This window comes from Roseateles sp. So40a (assembly GCF_048081605.1).
Taxonomy (GTDB): Bacteria; Pseudomonadota; Gammaproteobacteria; order Burkholderiales; family Burkholderiaceae_C; genus Roseateles.
In genome coordinates, this window is the sequence record NZ_CP182288.1 from 4,556,635 (window position 1) to 4,575,670 (window position 19,036).

Annotated in this window: 31 protein-coding genes; 1 reads left to right on the forward strand and 30 read right to left on the reverse strand. The window is 62.4% G+C overall.

The window, feature by feature from the left end:
• Positions 1-14 precede the first annotated feature (14 nt).
• The 29 genes from rpmJ to rpsL form a co-directional block, all read right to left on the reverse strand.
• The gene (gene rpmJ / locus ACNI65_RS20705; RefSeq protein WP_058933616.1) at positions 15-128 is read right to left on the reverse strand and encodes a 50S ribosomal protein L36; all 114 of its coding nucleotides are present in this window, start codon (positions 126-128) and stop codon (positions 15-17) included.
• 63 nt (positions 129-191) lie between these two features.
• Positions 192-410: a translation initiation factor IF-1 gene (gene infA / locus ACNI65_RS20710; RefSeq protein ID WP_009855680.1), complete on the reverse strand. Its 219-nt coding sequence runs from the start codon at positions 408-410 to the stop codon at positions 192-194.
• A 50-nt stretch (positions 411-460) separates the two neighbouring features.
• Entirely contained in the window at positions 461-1,771 is a 1,311-nt protein-coding gene (secY, locus tag ACNI65_RS20715; RefSeq protein WP_416759089.1) for a preprotein translocase subunit SecY, read from the reverse strand.
• A 26-nt stretch (positions 1,772-1,797) separates the two neighbouring features.
• On the reverse strand, positions 1,798-2,229 hold the full coding sequence (gene rplO, locus ACNI65_RS20720; protein WP_416759090.1) for a 50S ribosomal protein L15: 432 nt from the start codon (positions 2,227-2,229) through the stop codon (positions 1,798-1,800).
• Between the two features lie 25 nt (positions 2,230-2,254).
• Entirely contained in the window at positions 2,255-2,437 is a 183-nt protein-coding gene (rpmD, locus tag ACNI65_RS20725; protein ID WP_067065198.1) for a 50S ribosomal protein L30, read from the reverse strand.
• A 16-nt stretch (positions 2,438-2,453) separates the two neighbouring features.
• A complete protein-coding gene (gene rpsE, locus ACNI65_RS20730; RefSeq protein ID WP_416759092.1) occupies positions 2,454-2,972 on the reverse strand; it encodes a 30S ribosomal protein S5 in 519 nt (172 codons plus the stop codon).
• Positions 2,973-2,990: 18 nt separating this feature from the next.
• Positions 2,991-3,350, reverse strand: coding sequence for a 50S ribosomal protein L18 (gene rplR, locus ACNI65_RS20735; RefSeq protein ID WP_416759093.1), 360 nt, complete (start codon positions 3,348-3,350; stop codon positions 2,991-2,993).
• Positions 3,351-3,361: 11 nt separating this feature from the next.
• Positions 3,362-3,895: a 50S ribosomal protein L6 gene (gene rplF / locus ACNI65_RS20740; protein ID WP_416759094.1), complete on the reverse strand. Its 534-nt coding sequence runs from the start codon at positions 3,893-3,895 to the stop codon at positions 3,362-3,364.
• 18 nt (positions 3,896-3,913) lie between these two features.
• A complete protein-coding gene (gene rpsH / locus ACNI65_RS20745; protein ID WP_416759095.1) occupies positions 3,914-4,309 on the reverse strand; it encodes a 30S ribosomal protein S8 in 396 nt (131 codons plus the stop codon).
• Between the two features lie 23 nt (positions 4,310-4,332).
• Complete coding sequence (rpsN, locus tag ACNI65_RS20750; protein ID WP_067065192.1) at positions 4,333-4,638, reverse strand: 30S ribosomal protein S14; 306 nt, start codon at positions 4,636-4,638, stop codon at positions 4,333-4,335.
• 8 nt (positions 4,639-4,646) lie between these two features.
• The gene (rplE, locus tag ACNI65_RS20755) at positions 4,647-5,186 is read right to left on the reverse strand and encodes a 50S ribosomal protein L5 (protein ID WP_067278833.1); all 540 of its coding nucleotides are present in this window, start codon (positions 5,184-5,186) and stop codon (positions 4,647-4,649) included.
• Between the two features lie 10 nt (positions 5,187-5,196).
• Positions 5,197-5,514 carry a 50S ribosomal protein L24 gene (rplX, locus tag ACNI65_RS20760; protein WP_416759096.1) on the reverse strand — a complete coding sequence of 106 codons (318 nt, stop codon included), beginning with the start codon at positions 5,512-5,514 and terminating at the stop codon, positions 5,197-5,199.
• Between the two features lie 25 nt (positions 5,515-5,539).
• Positions 5,540-5,908: a 50S ribosomal protein L14 gene (gene rplN, locus ACNI65_RS20765; protein WP_058933605.1), complete on the reverse strand. Its 369-nt coding sequence runs from the start codon at positions 5,906-5,908 to the stop codon at positions 5,540-5,542.
• Between the two features lie 259 nt (positions 5,909-6,167).
• Positions 6,168-6,677 carry a peroxiredoxin gene (locus ACNI65_RS20770; protein WP_416759097.1) on the reverse strand — a complete coding sequence of 170 codons (510 nt, stop codon included), beginning with the start codon at positions 6,675-6,677 and terminating at the stop codon, positions 6,168-6,170.
• 160 nt (positions 6,678-6,837) lie between these two features.
• Positions 6,838-7,107 carry a 30S ribosomal protein S17 gene (gene rpsQ / locus ACNI65_RS20775; RefSeq protein ID WP_058933603.1) on the reverse strand — a complete coding sequence of 90 codons (270 nt, stop codon included), beginning with the start codon at positions 7,105-7,107 and terminating at the stop codon, positions 6,838-6,840.
• Complete coding sequence (rpmC, locus tag ACNI65_RS20780) at positions 7,104-7,301, reverse strand: 50S ribosomal protein L29 (protein ID WP_088404614.1); 198 nt, start codon at positions 7,299-7,301, stop codon at positions 7,104-7,106. The genes rpsQ and rpmC overlap by 4 nt, the downstream gene beginning before the upstream one ends.
• Before the next feature lie 14 nt (positions 7,302-7,315).
• Complete coding sequence (rplP, locus tag ACNI65_RS20785) at positions 7,316-7,732, reverse strand: 50S ribosomal protein L16 (protein WP_416759098.1); 417 nt, start codon at positions 7,730-7,732, stop codon at positions 7,316-7,318.
• Positions 7,733-7,744: 12 nt separating this feature from the next.
• Positions 7,745-8,554: a 30S ribosomal protein S3 gene (rpsC, locus tag ACNI65_RS20790; protein ID WP_416759100.1), complete on the reverse strand. Its 810-nt coding sequence runs from the start codon at positions 8,552-8,554 to the stop codon at positions 7,745-7,747.
• Positions 8,555-8,569: 15 nt separating this feature from the next.
• Positions 8,570-8,899 (reverse strand): 50S ribosomal protein L22, encoded by a 330-nt coding sequence (gene rplV, locus ACNI65_RS20795; protein ID WP_058937144.1) that lies wholly within the window; start codon positions 8,897-8,899, stop codon positions 8,570-8,572.
• 11 nt (positions 8,900-8,910) lie between these two features.
• Positions 8,911-9,189: a 30S ribosomal protein S19 gene (gene rpsS, locus ACNI65_RS20800; protein WP_056194250.1), complete on the reverse strand. Its 279-nt coding sequence runs from the start codon at positions 9,187-9,189 to the stop codon at positions 8,911-8,913.
• A 12-nt stretch (positions 9,190-9,201) separates the two neighbouring features.
• On the reverse strand, positions 9,202-10,026 hold the full coding sequence (rplB, locus tag ACNI65_RS20805) for a 50S ribosomal protein L2 (RefSeq protein WP_416759102.1): 825 nt from the start codon (positions 10,024-10,026) through the stop codon (positions 9,202-9,204).
• Positions 10,026-10,340 carry a 50S ribosomal protein L23 gene (rplW, locus tag ACNI65_RS20810; RefSeq protein WP_091728076.1) on the reverse strand — a complete coding sequence of 105 codons (315 nt, stop codon included), beginning with the start codon at positions 10,338-10,340 and terminating at the stop codon, positions 10,026-10,028. The genes rplB and rplW overlap by 1 nt, the downstream gene beginning before the upstream one ends.
• A complete protein-coding gene (gene rplD / locus ACNI65_RS20815; RefSeq protein ID WP_416759104.1) occupies positions 10,337-10,957 on the reverse strand; it encodes a 50S ribosomal protein L4 in 621 nt (206 codons plus the stop codon). The genes rplW and rplD overlap by 4 nt, the downstream gene beginning before the upstream one ends.
• Positions 10,957-11,628 (reverse strand): 50S ribosomal protein L3, encoded by a 672-nt coding sequence (gene rplC / locus ACNI65_RS20820; RefSeq protein WP_416759105.1) that lies wholly within the window; start codon positions 11,626-11,628, stop codon positions 10,957-10,959. Before rplC ends, rplD begins: the two co-directional genes overlap by 1 nt.
• Before the next feature lie 309 nt (positions 11,629-11,937).
• Positions 11,938-12,252, reverse strand: a complete 315-nt coding sequence (gene rpsJ / locus ACNI65_RS20825) for a 30S ribosomal protein S10 (RefSeq protein ID WP_067278868.1) — start codon at positions 12,250-12,252, stop codon at positions 11,938-11,940.
• A gap of 134 nt (positions 12,253-12,386) precedes the next feature.
• Complete coding sequence (gene tuf / locus ACNI65_RS20830) at positions 12,387-13,577, reverse strand: elongation factor Tu (RefSeq protein WP_416759106.1); 1,191 nt, start codon at positions 13,575-13,577, stop codon at positions 12,387-12,389.
• Between the two features lie 157 nt (positions 13,578-13,734).
• Entirely contained in the window at positions 13,735-15,837 is a 2,103-nt protein-coding gene (gene fusA, locus ACNI65_RS20835; protein WP_416759108.1) for an elongation factor G, read from the reverse strand.
• A gap of 69 nt (positions 15,838-15,906) precedes the next feature.
• The gene (gene rpsG / locus ACNI65_RS20840; protein WP_067070490.1) at positions 15,907-16,377 is read right to left on the reverse strand and encodes a 30S ribosomal protein S7; all 471 of its coding nucleotides are present in this window, start codon (positions 16,375-16,377) and stop codon (positions 15,907-15,909) included.
• A gap of 154 nt (positions 16,378-16,531) precedes the next feature.
• Positions 16,532-16,909 carry a 30S ribosomal protein S12 gene (gene rpsL / locus ACNI65_RS20845; protein ID WP_058933591.1) on the reverse strand — a complete coding sequence of 126 codons (378 nt, stop codon included), beginning with the start codon at positions 16,907-16,909 and terminating at the stop codon, positions 16,532-16,534.
• A gap of 235 nt (positions 16,910-17,144) precedes the next feature.
• Between rpsL and ACNI65_RS20850 the strand changes: the two genes are divergently transcribed.
• A complete protein-coding gene (locus tag ACNI65_RS20850) occupies positions 17,145-17,636 on the forward strand; it encodes a PIN domain-containing protein (protein ID WP_416759109.1) in 492 nt (163 codons plus the stop codon).
• Between the two features lie 97 nt (positions 17,637-17,733).
• Here ACNI65_RS20850 and ACNI65_RS20855 read toward each other — a convergent pair.
• Positions 17,734-18,959 (reverse strand): IS3 family transposase gene (locus ACNI65_RS20855; RefSeq protein ID WP_416759111.1). Its coding sequence is split into 2 segments (ribosomal slippage): positions 17,734-18,617 and positions 18,617-18,959, totalling 1,227 coding nucleotides; the frame shifts between segments, so codons are not numbered across the junction.
• Positions 18,960-19,036 lie beyond the last annotated feature (77 nt).

Consider the following 19,036-nt stretch of genomic DNA (forward strand, 5'->3'; position numbering starts at 1 on the left):
AGTCGTGAGGCCAATCAGCCTTGGCGCTGCTTGTGGCGGGGATCGGTACAGATCACACGCACCACGCCATTACGACGGATGATCTTGCAATTGCGGCACATCTTCTTGACGGATGCCGAAACTTTCATGGTCTGCTCCTTGACCTACTCTGTTCGCTCAATCAGCGTTAATCCGGGGGGTTGCTAAAAAGCTCACTTCGCCCGGAACACGATGCGAGCACGACTCAAATCGTACGGCGTCAGTTCTACAGTCACCTTGTCGCCGGGAAGGATGCGGATGTAGTGCATGCGCATCTTCCCGGAAATGTGACCGAGAACGACGTGACCGTTCTCCAGCTTGACTCGAAAGGTTGCATTCGGGAGGTTCTCAAGAATCTCGCCTTGCATCTGAATGACGTCATCTTTCGCCATACCTTCGATACTTGCCGAATCGGGTCGGAATTTCTACATAGCCTGGTGCGTCAGTTGGCCTTGAAGCTGGCCTTCTTCAACAGCGACTCGTACTGCTGGCTCATCACATAGGACTGGACCTGGGCCCAGAAGTCCATCGTGACGACCACGATGATCAGCAGCGACGTGCCACCGAAATAGAACGGAACGTTGTACTTCAACGTCAGGAACTCAGGCAGCAGGCACACGCCGGTGATGTACACCGCACCTGCCAGCGTCAGCCGGGACAGGATCTTGTCGATGTGCCGAGCCGTCTGGTCACCGGGACGAATCCCGGGGATGAACGCCCCGCTCTTCTTCAGGTTGTCTGCGGTCTCACGGCTGTTGAACACCAGCGCCGTGTAGAAGAAGCAGAAGAACACGATCGCAGCCGAATACAGCAGCACGTAGATCGGCTGTCCCGGACGCAGCGCATCAGCGATGTCCTTCAGCCAACGCATGCTGTCACCGGTTGCGAACCAGCTCACCAGCGTGGTGGGCAGCAGGATGATCGACGACGCGAAGATCGGCGGAATCACACCCGACATGTTCAGCTTCAGCGGCAGATGCGAGCTCTGACCACCGTAGACCTTGTTCCCGACCTGGCGCTTGGCGTAGTTCACCAGGATCTTGCGCTGACCGCGTTCCACGAACACGACCAGGAAGGTCACGGCGATCACGATCGCGATCACGACCAGGCAGGAGATCACGCTCATCGCGCCGGTACGCACCAGCTCGAGCAGACCACCGATGGCGCCCGGCAGACCCGCGGCGATACCGCCGAAGATCAGGATCGAGATGCCATTGCCCAGACCGCGCTCGGTGATCTGCTCACCGAGCCACATCAGGAACATCGTGCCGGCCACCAGGCTGGTCACCGCAGTCACGCGGAAACCGAAACCAGGGCTAAGCACCAGACCGGGCGAGCTCTCCAGGGCGAAAGCGATGCTCAAGCTCTGGAAGATCGCCAGGCCCAGGGTGCCATAGCGCGTGTACTGCGTGATCTTGCGACGGCCGGCCTCGCCTTCCTTCTTCAGCGCTTCCAGGCTCGGCACCACGTACGTCATGAGCTGCATGACGATCGAGGCCGAGATGTAGGGCATGATGCCCAGCGCGAAGACGGTGAAGCGCGACAGCGCACCGCCCGAGAACATGTTGAACAGGCTCAGGATCCCGCCCTGCTGGCCCTTGAACAGCTGCTGAAGCTGCGCCGGATCGATACCGGGCACGGGGATATGCGCCCCGATGCGGTACACGACCAGCGCAAGGACCAGGAACACCAGCCGACGACGCAGGTCGCCGAACTTGCCGCTCTTGGCCAACTGGGATGCGTTGCTTGCCACTGCTGCCTAGTCCTGTGCTTGGCTGATTAAGCGACGGAGCCGCCGGCGGCTTCGATCGCCGCCTTCGCGCCGGCCGTCACGCCCAGACCCTTGATCGACACCTTGCGGGTGATCTCGCCGGACTTGATGACCTTCACCGACTTCGCCAGCTCGGACACCAGGCCGACAGCCTTCAGCGTCAGCAGGTCGATCTCTTCGCCGGTCAGCTGGTTCAGTTCCGACAGCGTCACTTCCGCGTTGAACGGACGAGCCAGGGACTTGAAGCCACGCTTGGGCAGGCGACGCTGCAGCGGCATCTGGCCGCCTTCGAAGCCGACCTTGTGGAAGCCACCGGCACGCGACTTCTGACCCTTGTGACCACGGCCGGCGGTCTTACCCAGACCCGAGCCGATGCCACGGCCCACGCGACGCTTGGCGTGCTTGGCACCAGCGGCGGGCTTGATGGTATTGAGTTGCATCTTCTATTCCTCGTCGATGCTGTGCTTACAGCACCTGCACCAGGTAGGCGATCTTGTTGATCATGCCGCGCACCGCGGGCGTGTCTTCCAGCGTCTTCGTGCTGTTCAGCTTGCGAAGACCCAGGCCGACGACCGTCGCGCGATGATCGGCGCGGCAGCCGATCGGGCTGCGGACCAGCTTGACCGTGAGCGTTTTCTTGTCAGACATCTCGATCTCCTGGCGCTCAGTTGAAGATTTCTTCAACCGTCTTGCCGCGCTTCGCCGCCACTTCGGCGGGCGTGGAGCAGCGCTTCAGCGCGTCCAGCGTGGCACGGACCATGTTGTAGGGGTTGGTCGAACCGTGGCTCTTGGTCACGATGTCGGTCACACCCATCACTTCGAAGACAGCACGCATCGGGCCGCCGGCGATCACGCCGGTACCGGCCGGGGCCGGAGCCATGATCACGTGCGCCGCGCCGTGCTCACCCACCACGTTGTGCTGGATGGTGCCATTGCGCAGGGCGACCTTGATCATGTTGCGGCGGGCCGATTCCATCGCCTTTTGCACGGCGACGGGCACTTCCTTGGCCTTGCCCTTGCCCATGCCGATGCGGCCATCGCCGTCACCGACCACGGTCAGAGCGGCGAAGGACAGCGTACGGCCACCCTTCACAACCTTCGTGACGCGGTTGACCGCGATCATCTTTTCCTTCAGGCCGTCGTCATTGCCTTCGGTCTGAGCGCGGGGTTGAAACTTTGCCATTTCCTAATCCTTTGAGCGTCAGAACTGCAGGCCGGCTTCGCGAGCGGCTTCAGCCAGGGCCTTGACACGGCCGTGGTAAGCGAAGCCCGAGCGGTCGAAAGCGACCTTCTCGACGCCAGCAGCCTTCGCCTTCTCGGCGATGCGCTTGCCGATCAGGGTCGCGGCGGCAACGTTGCCACCCTTGCCCGACAGCTGGGTACGCACTTCCTTCTCGGCGGTCGAGGCGGCGGCCAGCACGCGCTGACCGTCTTCGGAAATGACCGAGGCGTAGATGTGCAGGTTCGAGCGGAAGACCGTCAGACGGGCCACGCGCTGGAGAGCGATGCGAGCACGCGTTTGACGCGAACGACGCAGGCGTTGTTCCTTCTTGTTCAGCATGGCGCGGCTCCTTACTTCTTCTTGGTCTCTTTGAGGGAGACCTTCTCGTCGGCGTAACGGATGCCCTTGCCCTTGTAGGGCTCCGGCGGGCGGATCGCGCGCACTTCAGCGGCGATCTGACCGACGACTTGGCGATCCGCACCCTTGATCAGGATTTCCGTCTGGGTCGGGCATTCCACCTTGATGCCGGCGGGCATGTCCTTGACGACCGGATGCGAGAAACCGATCTGCAGGTTCAGCTTCTGGCCTTGGGCTTGGGCACGGAAGCCCACGCCAACCAGGTTCAGCTTCTTCTCGAAGCCCTTGCTGACGCCGTTGACCATGTTGGCCAGCAGGGCGCGCATCGTGCCGCTCATCGCATCGGCTTCTGCCGACTCGTTGACCGGAACGAAGGTCAGCTTGCCGCCTTCGAGCTTGACCGTGACCAGCGCATTCGCGGCCACGAACAGGGTGCCTTGGGCGCCCTTGACGCTGATCTTCTCAGCGGTGATCGTCACTTCCACGCCTTGCGGGAGGACGACCGGCATTTTTCCAACGCGGGACATTGTCTGTCTCTCCTTGGCTTACGCGACGTAGCAAAGCACTTCGCCGCCGACACCGGCTTGACGTGCCTTGCGATCGGTCATCACGCCCTTGGGGGTCGTGACGATCGCCACGCCCAGGCCATTCATGACCTGAGGAATGTCGTGGCGGCCCTTGTAGATGCGCAGGCCGGGACGGCTCACGCGCTCGATGCGCTCGATCACCGGACGGCCGGCGTAATACTTCAGCGCGATCTCGAGCTCGGGACGGGCTGCATCGCCACGCACCGCGAAATCGTCGATATAGCCTTCATCCTTCAGGACCTTGGCGATCGCGACCTTCAGCTTCGACGACGGCATCACCACGGTAGCCTTCTCAACGCTTTGGGCGTTGCGAATGCGGGTCAGCATATCGGCGATAGGATCACTCATGCTCATACGAAATCTCCTAAACCTGCCGATTACCAGCTGGCCTTGACGACACCAGGGATGTCGCCCTTGAAGGCCAGCTCACGGATCTTGTTACGGGCCAGGCCGAACTTGCGGAACGTGCCACGCGGGCGGCCGGTCAGCTCGCAGCGGTTGCGCTGGCGGGTCGGGTTGGCGTTGCGGGGCAGCTTCTGCAGCTCCAGGCGGGCCAGATAGCGCTCTTCGTCCGACTTCTTGCTGTCGTCGATGATGGCCTTCAGTTCCGCGTACTTCTTGGCGTACTTGGCGACCAGTTGGGCGCGCTTCAGCTCACGTTGCTTGATCGAGAGTTTTGCCACGGGTCACCTCAGTTCTTGAACGGGAACTTGAACGCAGCCAGCAGTGCCTTGGCTTCGTCGTCCGTCTTGGCCGTCGTCGTGATGCTGATGTTCAGACCACGCAGAGCATCCACCTTGTCGTATTCGATTTCGGGGAAGATGATCTGTTCCTTGACGCCGATGTTGTAGTTACCGCGACCGTCGAACGAGCGACCGGAGATACCGCGGAAGTCACGCACGCGCGGCAGGGCCACGGTCACGAAACGGTCCAGGAATTCGTACATCGTGGCGCCACGCAGGGTCACCATGCAGCCGATAGGCACACCGTCACGGATCTTGAAGCCGGCGATCGCCTTCTTCGACTTCGTGACCACGGGCTTCTGGCCGGCGATCTTGGTCAGGTCGCCCACGGCGTGGTCCATGACCTTCTTGTCAGCGACCGCCTCGCTCACGCCCATGTTCAGCGTGATCTTGGTGATGCGCGGCACTTCCATCACGGACTTGTAGCCGAACTTCTCGGTCAGACCGGGGACGACCTTCTCGCGATAGAACTCTTGCAAACGAGCCATGTCTTACCCCTTAGGCCTTGATCTCTTCGCCGGTCGACTTGAACACGCGCACCCGCTTGCCATCGGCGCCGAGCTTGATGCCCACGCGATCGGCCTTGCCGGAAGCGGCGTTGAAGATCGCCACGTTGGATTGATGGATGGGCATGGACTTGTCGACGATGCCGCCGGTCGTACCCTTCAGCGGGTTCGGCTTGACGTGCTTCTTGACGACGTTGATGCCGTCGATGACGACGTGATCAGCGTCCACGCGCAGCGTCACGGTGCCGCGCTTACCCTTGTCGCGGCCGGTCAGAACGATGACCTCGTCGCCTTTGCGAATCTTGTTCATGGCAATACCTTTGTCTGAGCGGGGCTTAGAGCACCTCAGGCGCCAGCGACACGATCTTCATGAAGCGCTCGGTACGCAGTTCACGCGTGACCGGGCCGAAGATGCGGGTGCCGATGGGCTCCAGCTTGGCGTTCAGCAGCACGGCGGCATTGCCGTCGAACTTGACCAGGGAGCCGTCTTGGCGGCGCACACCCTTGGCAGTGCGCACGACCACCGCGTTGTAGACCTCGCCCTTTTTGACGCGGCCGCGCGGAGCAGCTTCCTTGATGCTGACCTTGATGATGTCGCCAATGTGTGCATAGCGACGCTTGGAACCACCAAGCACCTTGATGCACATGACGGACTTGGCGCCAGTGTTGTCCGCGACGTCGAGTCGCGATTGCATTTGGATCATGTCTGTCCCCAACTTTTCCCGCTCAGGCAACTGCGACCATCGCAGCCATCCAGAGAGCGGTCAGTCTTGGGCCCGTAAGCCAATCACCTGTCACCTTGCGGCGACCCGCGTCTGGCCTAAATGGGCAAGAAACCTAGAACCGATGGTGGCGCGTTTCGAGAGCGGGTCACGAAACACCGTCGAGCGACGGAACCACCATTCGGCGAAGCTGCGGATTATGCGTCAAGCACAATCCGCCTGTCAACTGAAGGGAATGACTTCAGTTCGATTGCGCTTGTTTCAGCAGCGTCGAGGCATCGCTGACCTCGAACTTGCCGGGCGCCTCGACGTTCAGCGTCTTGACGACGCCATCCTTGACCAGCATCGAGTAGCGCTGCGAGCGCAGGCCCATGCCGCGGGCGACCAGGTCCAGCGTCAGACCGGTGGCCTGCGTGAACGCGGCGCTGCCGTCGGCCATCATGCGGACCTTGCCGGCCGTCTTCTGGTCCCGGCCCCATGCGCCCATCACGAAGGCGTCATTCACCGACACGCACCAGATCTCGTCGACGCCCGCCGCCTTCAGCGCGTCGGCTTCGGCGACGTAGCCGGGCACATGCTGCGCGGAGCAGGTCGGCGTGAAGGCTCCCGGCAGCGCGAAGATCGCGACGGTCTTGCCGGCGGTCAGCTTCTCGATGTCAAACGTGTTCGGGCCGAGCGAGCAGCCGTCGCCCTCGACTTCGATGAATTCCTGCAGATTGCCGGCCGGCAGACGATCGCCTACTTTCAGCATGACGTGCTCCTGATTGCTGTTGTCGATGAGAGGAAACGGCAGAGTGTGCCGCGAAAAATGAAAAATGGCTGGACACCGGGATTACCGGCGTACCAGCCATTCAGGCCTCAGGGCGGTTGCCCGCTCCAGGCGTGCATCGCCTCGAGGGCGGCGCGGGCGATCAGACCAGCTGAGCCTTCTCGACCAGGCGGGTCACGACCCAGCTCTTGGTCTTGGACAGCGGACGGCCTTCGGCGATCTCGACGACGTCACCCATCTTGTACTCGCCCTTTTCGTCATGGGCGTGGTACTTGCGGGAACGGGCCACGATCTTGCCGTACAGCTCGTGCTTGGCACGACGCTCGACCAGCACGGTGACGGTCTTGGCGCGCTTGTCGCTGACGACGCGACCGACCAGGGTGCGGGTGTTCTTCTCTTGAGCTTGCGTCATTTCGCGGCTCCCTTCTTCTCGGCCAGGATGGTCTTGGCGCGGGCGATGTCGCGACGCGTATTGCCCAGCACCGAGGTGTTGGTCAGTTGTTGCGTCGCCTTTTGCATGCGCAGACCAAAGTGGGCCTTCAGCAGGTCGGTGACTTCCTTCTTCAGGGCAGCCACGTCTTTTGCGCGCAGTTCAGATGCTTTCATGGGGTGTTCTCCAATCAGGCGCCGAGCTGGCGAGTCACGAAGGTGCAACGCAGGGGCAGCTTGGCAGCGGCCAGCGTGAACGCTTCGCGCGCCAGAGCCTCGGGCACGCCATTGACCTCGTAGAGCACCTTGCCGGGCTGGATCTCAGCCACGTAGTACTCCGGGTTGCCCTTGCCGTTACCCATCCGGACTTCGGCGGGCTTCTGCGAGATCGGCTTGTCCGGGAAGATGCGGATGAAGATCCGGCCACCGCGCTTGATGTGACGCGAGATGGCGCGGCGAGCCGCTTCGATCTGACGGGCCGTGATACGGCCGCGCTCCGTGGACTTCAGGCCGAAGTCACCGAAAGCGACGGTCGCGCCGCGGGTCGCAACACCAGTGTTGCGGCCCTTTTGCTCCTTGCGATATTTGCGACGAGCGGGTTGCAGCATGTTGAGTTCTCCTTACGCCTGGCCGCCGTCAGCGGCGGGCTTGCGCACCACACGCTTCGCAGCAGGCTTGTCGCCGCCTTCGGCAGGCTTGTCGCCACGACCACGGCCACCCGGCGCGCCCGGACGGGCGTTGCGACGGGGACGGCGATCATCTTCGGCACCCGGGGGGGTGTTGATCACGGGGGCCTCGCCATTGGCCAGGCGGTCACCGCGGTACACCCACACCTTGACGCCGATCACGCCGTAGGTGGTCTTGGCTTCGGAGAAGCCGTAATCGATGTCAGCCTTCAGGGTGTGCAGCGGCACACGGCCTTCGCGATACCACTCGGTACGAGCGATTTCGATGCCGTTCAGACGGCCGGCGGACATGATCTTGATGCCCTGCGCGCCCAGACGCATCGCGTTCTGCATCGCGCGCTTCATCGCACGACGGAACATGATGCGCTTCTCGAGCTGCTGGGTGATCGAGTCGGCGATCAGCTGAGCATCGATTTCGGGCTTGCGCACTTCTTCGATGTTGACGGCGACGGGCACGCCCAGACGCTTGGTCAGCTCAGCCTTCAGGTTCTCGATGTCCTCGCCCTTCTTGCCGATCACGACGCCCGGACGAGCCGAGAAGATCGTGATGCGAGCGTTCTTGGCCGGACGCTCGATCAGGATGCGCGACACGGCGGCGTTCTTCAGCTTGGCCTTCAGGAAGTCGCGCACTTGCAGATCTTCGGCCAGCATGCTGGCGAAGTTCTGGTTGTTCGCGTACCAGCGCGACGCCCAGTTACGGGTGACGGGCAGGCGGAAGCCAGTCGGATGAATTTTCTGTCCCATAGTCTTCCTTCAGGCTCAGTTGCCGACGGTCACGTAGATATGGCAGGTCGGCTTGCTGATGCGATTGCCGCGGCCCTTGGCGCGCGCGGAGAACCGCTTCAGCGTGGTGCCCTGCTCCACGTAGATCGAAGTGACCTTCAGCTCGTCAATGTCGGCACCGTCGTTGTGCTCAGCATTGGCGATTGCCGATTCCAGCGCCTTCTTGATGATCAGCGCGGCCTTCTTCTGGGTGAATTCCAGGATGTTCAGCGCTTGATCCACCTTCTTGCCGCGGATCAGGTCCGCCACCAGGCGGCCTTTATCGAACGACAGGCGGACGCCACGAACGATTGCTTTGGTTTCCATCGTCGTCATCCTTACTTCTTGCCGGCCTTCTTGTCGGCCGGGTGGCCTTTGAAGGTGCGGGTCAGAGCGAATTCACCCAGCTTGTGGCCGACCATCTGGTCAGACACATAGACCGGCACGTGCTGCTTGCCGTTGTGCACGGCGATCGTCAGACCGATGAACTCGGGCAGGATCGTCGAGCGGCGCGACCAGGTCTTGATGGGCTTCTTGTCCTTGATGGCAACGGCCTTGTCGACCTTGGCCATCAGGTGGTGATCCACGAAGGGACCCTTCTTGAGGGAACGAGTCATGTGGTCAACCCCTTACTTCTTGCGACGCGAGACGATGAAGGTCTGCGTGCGCTTGTTGTTGCGAGTGCGGTAGCCCTTCGTCAGGGTGTTCCACGGCGACACAGGGGCCTGACCTTCACCCGTACGACCCTCACCACCACCGTGCGGGTGGTCGACCGGGTTCATGGCGGTACCACGCACGGTCGGGCGGATGCCCTTCCAGCGGATGGCGCCGGCCTTGCCGTACTGACGCAGGCTGTGCTCTTCGTTGCTCACTTCACCGATGGTGGCGCGGCAGTCGATGTGCACGCGGCGGACTTCGCCGGAGCGCAGACGGATCTGGGCGTACATGCCGTCACGGGCCATCAGCACGACGGACGTGCCGGCGGAACGCGCGATCTGGGCACCCTTGCTCGGCAGCAGTTCCACGCAGTGGATCGTCGAACCCACGGGAATGTTGCGGATGGGCAGCGTGTTGCCGACCTTGATCGGAGCTTCAGCGCCGCTCAGGATCGTCGAACCCACTTCCAGGTTGCGCGGGGCGATGATGTAGCGACGCTCGCCGTCGGCATAGCACACCAGAGCGATGTGAGCCGTGCGGTTCGGGTCGTACTCGATACGCTCGACCTTCGCGGGGATGCCGTCCTTGTTGCGACGGAAGTCGACCACGCGGTAGTGGTGCTTGTGACCACCGCCCTTGTGGCGCATCGTGATGTGACCGTTGTTGTTACGGCCCGACTTTTGCTTCTGGGGCTCGAGCAGCGAAGCCTCGGGAGCGCCCTTGTGCAGGTGCTTGTGCACCACCTTCACCACGCCACGACGGCCAGGCGAAGTCGGCTTGACTTTAACGACGGCCATTACGCAGCCTCCCCGGAGAAGTTGAGCTCCTGGCCAGCCTTCAGCGACACGTACGCCTTCTTGACGTGGTCGCGACGGCCCAGACGGCCACCGAAGCGCTTGGTCTTGCCCTTGACGTTGACGATGTTCACCGCCTCGACTTCGACCTTGAACATCAGTTCAACGGCGGCCTTGACTTCAGGCTTCGTCGCGTCGCGCAGGACCTTGAACAGGACTTGGTTGTGCTTTTCGCCAGCCATCGTGGCCTTCTCGGACACGATCGGAGCGAGCAGCACCTTGGCCAGACGGCCATCAGCAAACTTGGGGGCGCTCATGCCAGCATCTCCTGGAGTTGCTCGATCGCGGCCTTCGTCACCAGGATCTTCTTGTAGAAGACCAGCGACAGCGGATCGACGTAGCGCGGCTCGACGACCAGCACGTTCGGCAGGTTGCGCGAGGCCAGCAGCAGGTTGTCATCAACCTGGTCGGAGATGACCATCACGTGGTCCAGACCCATGCCCTTGAGCTTGGCGGCCAGCAGCTTGGTCTTCGGGGCTTCGATCGAGATCGAATCCACCACGGCCAGGCGGCCTTCACGGGCCAGCTGCGACAGGATCGCGGCCATGCCGGCGCGGTACATCTTCTTGTTCAGCTTGTGCGAGAAGTTCTCGTCAGGCTTGTTCGGGAAGATGCGACCGCCCCCACGCCACAGCGGCGAGGACGTCATACCAGCACGGGCGTTGCCGGTGCCCTTCTGACGGAACGGCTTCTTCGTCGAGTGACGGACTTCAGCGCGGGTCAGCTGGGCGCGAGTGCCTTGGCGAGCGTTGGCCTGATAGGCCACGACCACCTGGTGCACCAGGGCTTCGTTGTAATCACGAGCGAAAAGGGTGTCGGGAGCGTCGACCTTCGACGTCGCCTGACCCTGCTCATTCAGGAGCTCGAGTTGCATCAGTTGGCTCCCTTCTTGACCTTGACCTTGACGGCCGGACGGATCACGACGAATCCTTCCTTCGCGCCAGGAACGGCACCACGGACCAGCACCAGCTGGCGGGCTTCGTCGATGCGGACGACGTCCAGGTTCTGGACGGTCACGGTGACGTCGCCGAGGTGGCCCGACATTTTCTTGCCCGGGAACACGCGGCCCGGATCCTGCGCCATCGAGATGGAGCCAGGAACGTTGTGCGAGCGGCTGTTACCGTGCGAAGCGCGCTGCGAACCGAAGTTGTGGCGCTTGATGGTGCCTGCGAAGCCCTTACCGATCGAGGTGCCCTGCACGTCGACCATCTGGCCGGCGGCGAACAGCGTCACGGGGACTTGAGCGCCAGCCTTGTATTCGGCGGCGACCGCGGCATCCACGCGGAATTCCTTGATGATTTCACCGGCTTCGACGCCAGCCTTCGCGAGGTGACCCGCTTCCGGCTTCGTGACGCGGGACGCCTTGCGGGCACCGTAGGTCACTTGAATGGCGCTGTAGCCGTCAGACTCTTCGGTCTTGATCTGGGTCACGCGGTTGTTGGACACGTCCAGCACGGTCACGGGGACGGTATCACCGTCGACCGTGAACACACGCATCATGCCAACCTTGCGGCCCAGCAATCCGAGACGATTGCTAAGACTCATGGTTTTCTCCTGACCCCGAACGCAAGAACGGAGACACCGTTCGCGCCTGAAGTCATTTCACACACCCGACATCGATTGGCCGGGCCGACAAAGCATCGCTCCTTCGTCGAGGACAGGGGTAAAGGCCCCGAACCCTCTTCGACGGCGATGCGACGAAGCCGCACCAGGGAACCCCGGCGCGGAAAAGCTGGCGAGTATAGCGTCAACCCTACTCAGCCCGCAAGCGGGGCGCTGGGCGCGCGCATGAAAAAGGCGACCCGAGGGTCGCCTTCCGGGAAGCGGCCGGATCGCTCCGGCAGCCTGGCCGCATTACTGCAGCTTGATCTCGACGTCCACGCCGGCCGGCAGGTCCAGCTTCATCAGCGCGTCGACCGTCTTGTCGGTCGGATCGACGATGTCCATCAGACGCTGGTGGGTGCGGATTTCAAACTGGTCGCGCGAGGTCTTGTTGACGTGCGGCGAACGCAGGATGTCGAAACGCTCCTTGCGGGTCGGCAGGGGCACCGGGCCCTTGACGATCGCGCCGGTGCGCTTGGCGGTTTCCACGATTTCCAGGGCGGACTGGTCGATCAGCTTGTAATCGAAGGCCTTCAGCCGGATGCGGATCTTTTGCTTGGTAGACATGACTTTTCCTTCAAAGAGCGACGCAATGCCAGAGGCATCGCGGAGGCAGCGATGGCGCCGCCGAGCACCGAGCGGGCCACCCACCGAAGCGGGCGGCGCCTCTCATCGGTACCCAGCGGGTACCAGCAAAAGATTTACTCGATGATGGTGGCCACGACGCCCGAGCCGACGGTACGACCGCCTTCACGGATGGCGAAGCGCAGACCCTGCTCCATGGCGATCGGAGCGATCAGCTTCACGGTGATGCTGACGTTGTCGCCAGGCATGACCATTTCCTTGTCCTTCGGCAGCTCCACGGCACCGGTCACGTCCGTCGTGCGGAAGTAGAACTGGGGACGGTAGTTGTTGAAGAACGGGGTGTGACGGCCGCCTTCTTCCTTGCTCAGAACATAGATCTCAGCAGTGAAGTGGGTATGCGGCTTGATCGTGCCGGGCTTGGCCAGCACTTGGCCGCGCTCGACGTCTTCACGCTTGGTGCCGCGCAGCAGGATGCCCACGTTGTCGCCGGCTTGACCTTGGTCCAGCAGCTTGCGGAACATTTCCACGCCCGTGACGGTGGTCTTCTGGACTTCGCGGATACCGACGATCTCGATTTCCTCGCCGACCTTGATGATGCCGCGCTCGACACGACCGGTCACCACGGTGCCGCGGCCCGAGATCGAGAACACGTCTTCCACCGGCAGCAGGAACGCGCCGTCAACGGCACGGTCCGGCTGGGGGATGTACGTGTCCAGCGCGTCAGCCAGGCGCATGATGGCCTGCTCGCCCAGATCGCCCGTGTCGCCTTCCAGCGCCAGCTTGGCCGAACCCTTGATGATCGGGGTGTCGTCGCCGGGGAAGTCGTACTTGCTCAGCAGCTCGCGGACTTCCATTTCCACCAGCTCCAGCAGCTCGGCGTCGTCCACCATGTCGCACTTGTTCAGGAAGACGATGATGTACTTCACACCGACCTGACGCGCCAGCAGGATGTGCTCGCGGGTCTGGGGCATCGGGCCGTCAGCGGCCGAGCACACCAGGATCGCGCCGTCCATCTGAGCCGCGCCCGTGATCATGTTCTTCACATAGTCAGCGTGGCCCGGGCAGTCAACGTGCGCGTAGTGGCGGTTGGCCGTCTCGTACTCGACGTGCGCGGTGTTGATCGTGATGCCGCGCGCCTTTTCTTCGGGCGCCGCATCGATCTGGTCGTAGGCCTTGGCTTCGCCGCCGAACTTCTTCGACAGCACGGTCGCGATCGCAGCCGTCAGCGTGGTCTTGCCGTGGTCAACGTGACCAATCGTGCCCACGTTCACGTGCGGCTTGGTACGTTCAAACTTGCCTTTTGCCATTTCAATTCTCCAAAAAGAGCATCTGTCCGGTCTGTTGGTTTAGCGTTTCCGCAGCGTCCTGGAACCCCGGCGACCGGCAACCGGGAGGAGGCGCTGCGAAGACGATTCGATGATCGAGAACAAGAAGAGCCGGCACCCAGGGCACCGGCTCCATTCATCACTTCGCGCGAGCGGTGATGATCGCGTCGGCGACGTTCTTCGGAGCTTCGCTGTAGTGCTTGAACTCCATCGTGTACGTCGCACGGCCTTGCGTGGCGGAACGCAGCGAGGTCGAGTAGCCGAACATCTCCGACAGAGGAACCTCTGCCTTGATGATCTTGCCACCGCCGACCATGTCGTCCATGCCCTGCACCATGCCGCGACGGCTGGACAGGTCGCCCATCACCGTACCAGCATAGTCTTCCGGCGTTTCGACTTCCACGGCCATCATCGGCTCGAGGATGACCGGGCTGGCGCGACGGCAGGCTTCCTTGAAGCCCATCGAGGCGGCCATCTTGAACGCGTTTTCGTTCGAGTCCACATCGTGGTACGAACCGAAGGTCAGCGTGACCTTCACGTCCACGACCGGGTAGCCGGCCAGCACGCCGTTGGGCAGGCTGTCGATGACACCCTTCTCAACCGCGGGGATGAACTCGCGAGGCACCACGCCGCCCTTGATGGCGTCGACGAACTCGAAGCCCTTGCCGGCTTCTTGCGGTTCCAGCGAGAACACGACGTGACCGTACTGGCCCTTGCCGCCCGACTGACGCACGAACTTGCCTTCGACGTCCGTGACCGACTTGCGCACGGTTTCACGGTAGGCCACCTGCGGCTTGCCGACGTTGGCTTCCACGCCGAATTCGCGCTTCATGCGGTCGACGATGATTTCCAGGTGCAGCTCGCCCATGCCGGAAATGATGGTCTGGCCCGACTCTTCGTCGGTACGCAGACGGAAGGACGGGTCTTCGGCAGCCAGACGGCCCAGCGCGATACCCATCTTTTCCTGGTCGGCCTTGGTCTTGGGCTCGACGGCCTGCGAGATCACCGGCTCCGGGAACACCATGCGTTCCAGCGTGATGATGCTGTCCGGATCGCACAGGGTTTCGCCCGTGGTGACGTCCTTCAGACCCACGCAAGCCGCGATGTCGCCCGCCAGAATTTCCTTGATTTCCTCACGCTGGTTGGCGTGCATCTGCAGGATCCGGCCGATACGTTCCTTCTTGCCGCGGACCGGGTTGTAGACGGTCGCGCCCGACTGCAGCACGCCCGAGTACACACGCACGAAAGTCAGCTGACCCACATACGGGTCGGTCATCAGCTTGAAGGCCAGCGCCGAGAACTTCTCCTCGTCGGTACGCTCACGCGTGATCGGCTGGTCGTCTTCGTCCGTGCCGGCAACCGGCGGGATGTCCAGCGGCGAGGGCAGGAAGTCGATGACGGCGTCCAGCATGCGCTGCACGCCCTTGTTCTTGAAGGCGGTGCCGCACAGCATCGGCTGGATCTCGGTCGCGATCGTGCGCTTGCGGATCGCCACCTTGATCTCTTCCTCGGTCAGGTCGCCCGTCTCGAGGTACTTGTTCATCAGTTCTTCGGTGGCCTCGGCAGCCGCCTCGACCATCTTCTCGCGCCATTCCTGGGCCACTTCGACCAAGTCAGCCGGGATGTCCTCGAAGGTGAACTTCATGCCCTGGGACGCTTCGTCCCAGATGATGGCCTTCATCTTGAAGAGGTCCACCACGCCCTTGAAGTTTTCCTCGGCGCCGATGGGGATCACCACGGGCACGGGGTTGGCCTTCAGGCGGGTCTTCATCTGGTCGACGACCTTGAAGAAGTTCGCGCCGGTGCGGTCCATCTTGTTGACGAACGCCAGACGGGGCACCTTGTACTTGTTGGCCTGGCGCCAGACGGTTTCCGACTGGGGCTGCACGCCACCGACGGCGCAATAGACCATGCACGCGCCGTCCAGCACGCGCATCGAGCGCTCGACTTCAATCGTGAAGTCGACGTGCCCGGGGGTGTCGATGATGTTGAAACGGTGCTCGGGGTAGGACATGTCCATGCCCTTCCAGAAGCAGGTCGTCGCGGCCGACGTGATCGTGATGCCGCGCTCTTGTTCCTGCTCCATCCAGTCCATCGTGGCGGCGCCGTCGTGCACTTCACCGATCTTGTGGTTCACACCGGTGTAGTACAGGATGCGTTCCGTCGTGGTGGTCTTGCCGGCATCGATGTGCGCCGAGATACCGATGTTGCGGTAGCGCTCGATGGGGGTCTTGCGGGACATGGTGTCACTCCAAATGCATGGAGCCGCCATCGGGTCGGTGAAAACCCGAGGCGGCCAGAGAGGTCTTGATTAGAAACGGAAGTGCGAGAACGCCTTGTTGGCGTCTGCCATGCGGTGGACTTCGTCGCGCTTCTTCATCGCGCCACCGCGGCCTTCGGAGGCCTCCAGCAGTTCGTTGGCCAGACGTTGGGCCATCGACTTCTCACCGCGCTTGCGCGCGGATTCCTTCAGCCAGCGCATGGCGAGGGCCAGACGGCGGACGGGGCGAACTTCCACGGGAACTTGGTAGTTCGCACCGCCAACACGGCGGGACTTCACTTCGACCATGGGCTTCACGTTGTTGATCGCGATCATGAAGATCTCGAGCGGATCCTTGCCGGACTTCTGCTCGACTTGCTCCAGGGCGCCATAAATGATGCGCTCTGCAACGGCCTTCTTGCCCGATTCCATGATGACGTTCATGAACTTGGACAGATCGACGCTACCGAACTTCGGGTCCGGCAGGATTTCGCGCTTGGGTACTTCGCGACGACGTGGCATGGGATTTTTCCTTCAATGCTTCAGTTGGTCAGGGCTCTCGCCCCGCCGCGGATCACCACCGACATCTGGGGGGATCCACTTACTCGGCTGCCAGTGCACCAGCATCTGGGCCGCAAAAATTCGATGACCTCTCGGCCACCAAGACCTTGGCTGATTAAGCCTTCTTCGGGCGCTTCGCGCCGTACTTGGAACGCGACTGCTTGCGATCCTTGACGCCCTGCAGGTCGAGCGAACCGCGCACGATGTGGTAACGCACACCGGGCAAGTCCTTGACCCGGCCGCCGCGCACCAGCACGACGCTGTGCTCTTGCAGGTTGTGGCCTTCACCGCCGATGTACGAGATGACCTCGAAACCGTTGGTCAGGCGCACCTTGGCGACCTTACGAAGCGCCGAGTTCGGCTTCTTCGGGGTGGTGGTGTAAACGCGGGTGCAGACGCCACGACGTTGCGGGCACGACTGCATGGCCGGCGACTTGGATTTCGTCACCTCGGTCTCACGACCGTGGCGAACGAGCTGATTGATGGTTGGCATAAGTAACTTGTTCCCGTTTGAAGTCACATCCCCGGCTTGTCCTGGCCTTGCGCGCACCGCGTGAAATCGGGGCGCTCCACAAGCGACAAAAGCGCAGCACCTTGCGGCACCACGCTCGGATCAACCCCGGATCCGGTTCGAAACCTGGACCCCAGGCGCATCAAGACATGCTGGAGAGCCGGCGATTGTAGGCGAGTTCGACGAATTCGCACAAGGCGCTATGCTCGCGGACCCTATGCACGACGCTGTTTCCCTTCCCTCGACGCCGGAGCCGGCGAACGCAGTCGCGCCCGCTCGCCGGGTCATCCTCGACACGCAGATCGTGATGGACTGGCTGGTGTTCAACGAAGCGAGCCTGTTGCCGCTCATTGCTGCCGTTGAGAGCCGGCACTTACATTGGACAGCGACTGAAGCCATGAAGGCCGAGCTGCTGCACGTGATCGGACGCGGCGTCGCGGCCCGGTACGCCCCCGATGTCGCGCGCGTGCACGCAGCCTTCGACCAACACTGCCACGTCGTCCCCGAGCCCGTCCTCAGCATGGCGCGCCCGCGCTGCAGCGACACCGACGATCAGAAGTTCATCGATCTCGGCCTCGCGCTGGCGCCGACACAGCCGATCTGGCTGATCTCCCGCGACCGCGCGGTGCTGAAAGTGGCCAAGCGGGCCGCCAAGCTCGGTCTGCCGATTCTTTCTCCGGCCGCCTGGCTGAAGCTCCACGCCGGCTGACCGGCGCCCTCCCCCGCCTCCTGCTGAAACGCTGGGGCGACCTCCATGACCCGTCCTGAACTGCGTTGACAGTCTCGGACGGTTGTAAAGGTCGGCGTCAGCCGACCAGTAGCGCCCGATGCACAGCATCGGGCGTTTGCATTTTCAGCGACAAATGCAGTCGCTCCTCGTTGTAGATCTGGACCGACTCTTGCACCATCCGCCTGGCTTCCTTCAGGTCGTTGGGCCTGTCCAGCAGGAACTCCATTTTCAGGATCCCGTTGACCCGCTCGGCCAACGCGTTCTGGTAGCAGTCATACCCGTCTGTCATCGAGCAGGTCAGTCCATGCCGTCCGTGCAGCTCCTGGTAGAGCGTCGAGCAGTACTGGATCCCTCGATCCGAGTGATGCACCAGCCGCTGTCTGGTCTTCCTCCCTTTGAGCGCAACCTTCAGCGCTTGCGCCACTTCCTCCGTTTGAAGACTCGCGTGCACGTGCCAGCCCACGATCTTTCTTGAATACGCGTCCGTGACCAGGCTCAGGTAAACGAATCGCCCCGCCGTCGGCAGATACGTGATGTCAGCCACCCAGACCTGTTCCGGCCCGGTTGGCCTGATCTGCTCCGGCCCAGGCTTGAGCAGGTTCGGATGACGCCTGAAGCGGTGATGGCTATCGGTCGTCTTGTGATACGCCCTGCGCGGCGCCACCAGCAACCTCGCGTTGCGAAGCACATCAAACATCGCATCTCGCCCCACGCTGATGCCTTGGCGCTCCAGCGGCTCGCGCAGCATGCAATGCAACTTTCGCGTACCCACCCGCGGCTGCCTCAGTCGCCTCTCCCGCACCAGACTCACCACCGCCTGCGCCCTCTGCGCCAGCGCTGCCTGGCGGCAGCGGTCCTGGTAATAAGCCTGACGGCTTATGCCCATGTGTCGGCAAGCCCCGCTGACGCTCAACCCTTGGACAAGGTCTTGCTCGAGGACTTGCCTGAAGGCTTTTTTACGACGCGTACTCCGTAATCCTTCTTCAACACATCGATCACGGCTTCAAACAGCTGCGCCTTCTGCTGCGCTTCCTTGAGCTGTACTTGCAACGCCTTGATCTGCTGCTCCGGCGTCAGCGGCGTGGGGGTCTTGTCTATCGGCATGGCTGCCGATGATGCCCCAGCTCCCCAGCCCAGACGACCATGTTTGCGCAGCCACTTCAACACCGTCGATCGGCCCTGGATGCCGTACTCGGCCTGTGCCTGCCGGTAGGTCAGCTCCCCCCTCTCCACCTGCGCCACGACCGCCAACTTAAAGGCCATCGTGTAATCGCGCTGCGTTCTCCTGATCCCCTTATCCATCGATCCCGCCCTTTCAGCGAGCCCGAGGTGTCAACGTGGGGCAGGACGGGTCACCAAAGAAAAAAAGGCTGCCGCCC